The organism is Nocardia sp. NPDC004415 (genome assembly GCF_053602435.1).
The window spans coordinates 70,229-76,664 of sequence record NZ_JBSGDP010000027.1 but is presented as its reverse complement, the minus strand read 5'-3'; the positions used below and the strand labels follow the sequence as shown (position 1 = coordinate 76,664).

The window sequence follows — 6,436 nt, the reverse complement described above, 5'->3', positions numbered from 1 at the left end:
CGGTCCTTGGAGTTCTGACCCCACGGATTGCCCTTGTTCTCCAGGTTCTTGAACAACCCGGCCAGCTCGGAGGGGAACTCCGACTCGATCAACACCTGATAGCGGCGCATATCGATGATGTGATCGACATGCTCGATATCGACCGGGCACTGCTCCACACACGCACCACAACTCGTGCACGACCACAGGACCTCGGGGTCGATGACACCGTTGACGTCCTCGCCACCGATCAACGGACGCTCCGCCTCGGCCCGCGCCGCCTCGGAGACCTTCGCCGCGTCACCACCGGCGAGCAGATACGGCGCCTTCGCGTACGTGTGGTCCCGCAGCGACATGATCAACAGCTTGGGCGACAACGGTTTTCCGGTGTTCCAGGCGGGGCACTGCGACTGACACCGCCCGCACTCGGTGCAGGTGGTGAAATCCAGCAGGCCCTTCCAGGTGAAGTCCTCCACCCTGCCGACGCCGAAGGTGTCCGCGTCGGGATCGGCGGTCTCCATGTCGAGAACCTTGCCGCCGGAGATCATCGGCTTGGCCGCGCCGAGCGCGACTCCCCCGTCGGCCTCACGCTTGAAGTAGATGTTGAAGAACGCCGAAAGCCGGTGCCAGGCAACACCCCACGTCAGGTGGCGGCCGATGAAATAGAGGAACGCGGCTCCGGCCAGCATCTTGACGAAGGCGAAGACCGAGACCAGCAGTGGACTCGCGGGCAGCAACCGGGCCACCTGCAGGGTGAGGAAATCGGTCGCGAGATGCCCGCCGCCGTAGGTCGCGATCTTGCCCGCTTTCACCAGCACATCACCGAAACCGTGGACGAGCACGATGGTTTCGATGAGATAGGCGGCCAGGAAGTTCGACCCGCCGAACCGGGACAGCCGCTCGGGCCTGCGCGGGTGATTGCGCTGCCGGATGACGATCAGCGTCACGATACCCACGATCGTGCCGATGCTGAGCAGTTCCTCGAGCAGGTGATATCCGGCGGTGTGCCCGATCACCGGCCACCCGAACGACGGATCGAAGGTCTGCCCGTAGGACTCGAAGTAGAACACCATCCCGAGCAGGAATCCGACCATCACCAGCCAGTGCGCCCAGCCCACACTCCGGAACTTGTTCATCCGCGTGTGCGCGGCGACCTCGACCACCACGGTCCGCACCCGCGGCACGATCGGCCGCCAGCGCGTCCCGTCCGGCTGACCGGCGCGCAACACCCGCAGCATCCGGCCCAGCCCGACCGCCAGCGTCGCCCAGCAGAACACCGTGATGACGGCCCCGATGACCCCCAACACGATCGTCGCAGTACTCATGCCTCCCCCGCTCCCCACTACAGCATCACAGCTTGTTACCGGTGAGTAACTTAGCTTCTCCGGCCAACGTAGCACCGATTCGGGGCAAACGAAACCCCCACTCCCCGTAGCTGTCCGGGAGTGGGGGTGAGGGGGTGGGCCGCTACTGCAGGCGGCGTTCTTCTTCCTCTTCCAGGCGGCGGCGTTCTTCCTCGCGCTCGACCTGTTCCTTCTCGATCTTCTCTTCGTGTTCGTTCTTGTTCGACATATCCGCTCCAATCACCGATTGTCCGGACCTCTCCGTTCAGCGTACTCGGGGAGGTCCGGACGACGGCGTGCTCAGAAGGCGCGGCAGGAGCGGATGTCGGTGGCCAGGATCGCCTTGGCGCCCAGGTCGGCGAGGCGGTCCATGAGCTCGTTGCCCTGCTTGCGTGGGACCAGGGCGCGCACGGCGATCCACTCGGGGTCGGCCAGCGGGGAGATGGTGGGCGACTCCAGGCCCGGGGTGATGGCGACGGCCTCGTCGAGCAGCGACTTGGGGCAGTCGTAGTCCAGCATCAGGTACTGCTGGGCGAACACCACACCCTGGATGCGGGCGATGAGCTGATTGCGGGCGCGGTCGTCCTGCGGGGAACCGGTGCGCTCGATCAGCACGCCCTCGGAATCGCACAGCGACTCGCCGAAGGCGACCAGGTTGTGCTGACGCAGGGTCCGGCCGGAACCCACCACGTCGGCGATGGCGTCGGCCACACCGAGCTGGATGGAGATCTCGACCGCGCCGTCGAGGCGGATCACCTCGGCCTCGATGCCGAAGCGGGCCAGGTCGGCGCGCACCAGGTTCGGGTAGGAGGTGGCGATGCGCTTGCCCGCGAGGTCCTCGACCTTCCACTGCTCGCCGGCGGGAGCGGCGTAGCGGAAGGTGGAGCGGCCGAAGCCGAGGGAGAGACGTTCGCTGACCGGCGAGCCGGAATCCAGCGCCAGGTCACGACCGGTGATGCCGAGGTCGAGCTCACCGGAGCCGACGTAGATCGCGATGTCCTTGGGCCGCAGGAAGAAGAATTCGACCTGGTTGGCCGGGTCCAGCACGGTCAGATCGCGGGAATCGGTCCGCTTGCGGTAGCCGGCCTCGGTGAGAATGGAGGTGGCGGATTCCGACAGCGAGCCCTTGTTGGGAACGGCGACGCGCAACATGGGAGGTGGTCCTTTCGGGGAGAAGTGGAGGAGGTGTCGACCGGACGGATCAGACGTCACAGATGTCGGTACACGTCCTCGAGCTTCAGCCCGCGACCCACCATCATCACCTGGAGCCAGTACAGCAACTGGGAGATCTCCTCGGCGAGGGCTTCGTCGCTCTCGTGCTCGGCGGCCAGCCAGATCTCCCCGGCTTCCTCGAGCACCTTCTTACCCTGGAAATGAACCCCGGCGTCCAGCGCGGCCACGGTGCCCGACCCTTCGGGACGGGTCTGGGCACGCTCGGTCAGCTCGGCGAACAGGGATTCGAAGTTCTTCACGGTGGTCGATTGTTTCACACCGTGCACAGCGGTTTTCCCGCGCACCGCCACCGCGGGGGTGACGGCGCGCGGGAACAGGTCAGGACTCGCTCGCCAGCAGTTCGCGCAGGTCTGCCACCGATGCGCGCAGGTGGTCGGCGAAGGCGTACATCTCGCCGGACACCGACTTGGGGGTGGCCAGGTAGATGTTCCAGCGGTCGGGCAGCAGCACGTAGGCGATGCCGATGCACTTGGGGCTGGTGGAGCCGAAACCGAAGTAGCGGATGTACTGCGAGGGCGCCGAGCTGGTGCTCAGGTAGTCGTCGCGCATGATCGTCCAGCCGGGGCTGTCGAACAGAGCGATGTGCTCGTCGGCGACGCCGAGTTCGGCGCCGCGGCGACGCTGGATCCACTGCAGCTCCCACAGATGCTGCTCGGGAGCGTGCCCGGCCTGGCATTCCTTGGCCCGGCCGACGTGCGCGCCCGCGGCGGTGCGGGCGGCGGCGAGCTTGGTCTCGCGGTCCACCGAGTCGTCGACCATGGCGTCGACGAAGGCGACCATCTCCGGGGTCACCACGCGCATGGCCTCGGTGCGGCCGTTGCGGAACTGGCGGGTGGCGATGGACTCGTAGGTGGCGCCGGTCAGGCCCTTGCTGCGCCGGTGGGCGAGCTGATAGGCCAGCTGGGCGAAGGCATCGGGTGAGATGCCCAGCTTCTTGGCGTCGGCGGTGCCGAAGTCGTCGAAGGACACCAGCGAGGTGGCGGTGTCGGCGGCGAAACGGGCGAAGTCGGCCCCGGCGGCGGCGATATCGGCGCGCGCGGCGGAGTCGAGGACGAACTCGACCGGCTCCACCGGCGGCAGTCCCTGGGCCCGCGCGCCGCTGGTCTCGGCGTGGTCCTGGGCGGTGCGCTCGAGCAGCGCGTCGACGAAGGACAGCACGGTGGTGCCGTCGAGGCCGCAGTGCTCGATATTGATGCCGGCCTGCCCGTCGGCGAAGACGATGAACGACACCGACTTGTCGAAGTAGCGATTGGCACTGTCACCGTGCAGCAGCTGATCGCAGGCGTGCAGTTCGTCACGCGGGGCGAAATCCTCGAGGCACACCGCGAACAGGGCGGTCTCGATCGTGTCGAAGGCGGCGACATTGGCCGCTTCGGTGCGCAGGGCGGCACGGCTGCGCGCCCACTCGGCGCGGGCCTTGGTGGTGAGATGGCCGACGGCGGTGTCGGTGGCGGCGGGCTTGGTGCCGCCCTTGATCACCGCGCGCAGTCCGTCGACGAGATCGGCGAACGCGTACGGCGCGCCGTCTGGCCCGATGACGTCCATCCGGAAGATGTTGCCGCGGTAGAAGACCGCGATGTGCCGGGCGTCGGAGGGGCCGGGCTGTTCGTCGCTGTAGGGCTTGCGCACGGTGTCCTGTTCCTCGCCCGGGATCCGGGTCTCGGAGAACAGGTACTCGTTCTGCCACATCGACAGCTGCTGCCCGCGCTGGGTCACCGGCGGCACCCGCTCGGCGTCCAGGGCCAGCTTGTAGTCCACGGCCGCGCCGATGAGCGCGGCGGCCTGCTCGGCCTGGCTCGCGACCGTCGAGGCGGCCAGTGGGGTGTCGTCGCGGAACAGGAACACGAAGTTGGCGTTGAGCGCGATCCGGTCGCGGCGGCCCAGGTACCGCGAGGGCCAGAACTCGTCGAGCCAGCTGCCCACCCCGGGGGTGGCGTCGTAGTCGGCCAGTGCGGCGTGCAGGGTGCGCCCGGCCCCGCCGGGGCGCAGCAGCTCGGCTACCGCGCCCTCGGTGGTGGCGTACTCCTCGGCGCTCAGCAGCGGCCGACACCACTGCAGGAACCGCGCGCCACTGTCTTCCAGTGTGGGCAGCGGAACCCGGGGCAGGGTGTCTTCGGCGGCGAACGTGGGTTGGTTCAATCCAGGTCCTCAGGTCTCGATGGGATGCGGGCGGGACAGGAACAGGTTGGCGTAGAGCCAGCCCTCGGCTTCGTGATCGGTGGTGTCGATTCCCTTGGCCGCCAACGCATCCAGCACCTGTTCGCGTTCCTGTGCCGAGGCGAACCGACGCTGCTGGAACATACCCGGACGCTGCTCGCTGCGATAGCCGAGCGCGGCCAGTTCCTCGGCGATGGGACCGAAATCGAACATCCGTAACACGAAGTGCGCCATCCACGGTCGCTTGCGCGGATCGGCTTGGACGACCCTGGACAGGGTCTTCTCGGTGATGTAGCCGACGCATCCGGTGGAGATCACCAGATCGGCGGAGGCGAGCACACGTCGCTGTGCCTCGGTGGGCTCGGTGGCCTCGAGGTCGGCGTGCACGTAGTCGTGCAGGAATCCGGCGGCGTGGGCGTAGGTCAGCGCCGGGCGTGCGGCGTCCATCCCGACGAAGCGTACGTCGGGCATCAGGTCGGTGCGCAACCGCTCCCGGTCCGCGGCGATCAGGCCGATCCGGTCGGTGTCGGCGTGGTCGCGATAGTGGCCCGCCAGTTCGTCGACCGTCGTATCGGTCCGCAGCAGGGCCGCGTTCACCCCGTAGGAGCACCCGAGATCGAGCACGGTCGGAATCCGGTCGGGCCGGGCCGCCCGCAACTGCCGCAACTGGTCCTGGAAGTGCGGCTTGGCCAGTTCCGGAATCCGGTAGTCGAGCTCGTTCATCCGCGCGAAGTACGCCCGCGGATCAGGACTTTCGTAGATGTCGTCGAAGGATGCTTTGCCATTGGTGTCCAACGGGACGGACATGGGCGGTTCCTCTCAGTCGAGCAGTCGGTCACCTCGGACGGCGTCGGCCGCGGCGGCCACGTGGTCGGGCAGAACACGGCCGAACAGCTGCCTGGTGCGTTCGACAGTGCCGATCACCCCGGGCCGGTCCGTGTAGGCGAAGATCGCCGAATGTCGTTGTCCCGTACCGGCCACCTCGGTGACGCGGTGCAGGGAGAAGCGGCCCTTGAACAGCTGCAGGTCGCCGGGGCGCAGTTCGAGCGCGCGGATGAACCGCTCGCCGGTGCCGGTGAGCACGGCCCGCACATCGTCGAGATTCTCCGCGTGCGGGTCGCGGATGTTGGGGCAGTATTCGAAGACGCCACCGGATTCGGGGCGCCGGGTGAGCATGCTGACGGTGAATTCGTTGGTGTCGAAATGCCAGGGGTGCGACATTCCGGGCTCGACCACGTTCAGGCACAGACCCGCCAGCGGATCGGCGAATTCGTGCAGGTCGTCGAGTTCGAAGCAGTCGGCGACGAAACGCTGGAAGACCGGGTCGGTGTAGAGGCGCTGGATCAGCGCGTCGGCGGGGATGTGGTCGCGGGCGACGAAGGCGTTGCCGCGATCGAGCACGATGCGCGCCGGATGATCGGCGGGCAGGTCGGCGTCGAGCGGGATGTTGTAGGCGTTGACCCGTTCGACCTTGTAGTGGGCGTGCGGTGCGATCCGCTCGCCCTCGGCCTGGAGCGTCGCCAGCAGCTCCGGCCGGAGGAATTCGCGCAGCACCGTGCAGCCGTCCTCGGCCAGTTCGGCACGCGCGGCGGCGACGGCCGCCTGCCTGCCCGGACCACCGAGATCGGTGAGCGGATACCGTGCGATATCGACGATTTCGTCAAGCCCCCGCGTGCCTGTCATGCATTCAGTGTGCGGTAACTTCCCGGCTCGCGCCGCCGGTT

At 67.6% G+C, this 6,436-nt stretch carries 6 protein-coding genes; all 6 read right to left on the bottom strand.

The genetic code is table 11. From position 1 onward, the window contains the following. Positions 1–1,304: 4Fe-4S dicluster domain-containing protein (locus ACWEMY_RS15335; RefSeq protein ID WP_452390522.1), on the bottom strand; the 1,304-nt coding region annotated here is incomplete at its 3' end. Between the two features lie 318 nt (positions 1,305–1,622). Then, entirely contained in the window at positions 1,623–2,474 is an 852-nt protein-coding gene (gene hisG / locus ACWEMY_RS15330; protein ID WP_375928258.1) for an ATP phosphoribosyltransferase, read from the bottom strand. Positions 2,475–2,530: 56 nt separating this feature from the next. After that, positions 2,531–2,812 carry a phosphoribosyl-ATP diphosphatase gene (locus tag ACWEMY_RS15325; RefSeq protein ID WP_336088298.1) on the bottom strand — a complete coding sequence of 94 codons (282 nt, stop codon included), beginning with the start codon at positions 2,810–2,812 and terminating at the stop codon, positions 2,531–2,533. A 61-nt stretch (positions 2,813–2,873) separates the two neighbouring features. Beyond that, entirely contained in the window at positions 2,874–4,694 is a 1,821-nt protein-coding gene (locus ACWEMY_RS15320) for a choline/carnitine O-acyltransferase (protein WP_452390521.1), read from the bottom strand. A gap of 9 nt (positions 4,695–4,703) precedes the next feature. Continuing rightward, positions 4,704–5,519: a class I SAM-dependent methyltransferase gene (locus tag ACWEMY_RS15315; protein WP_375928263.1), complete on the bottom strand. Its 816-nt coding sequence runs from the start codon at positions 5,517–5,519 to the stop codon at positions 4,704–4,706. A gap of 12 nt (positions 5,520–5,531) precedes the next feature. Beyond that, complete coding sequence (locus ACWEMY_RS15310) at positions 5,532–6,395, bottom strand: HalD/BesD family halogenase (protein ID WP_452390520.1); 864 nt, start codon at positions 6,393–6,395, stop codon at positions 5,532–5,534. Positions 6,396–6,436 lie beyond the last annotated feature (41 nt).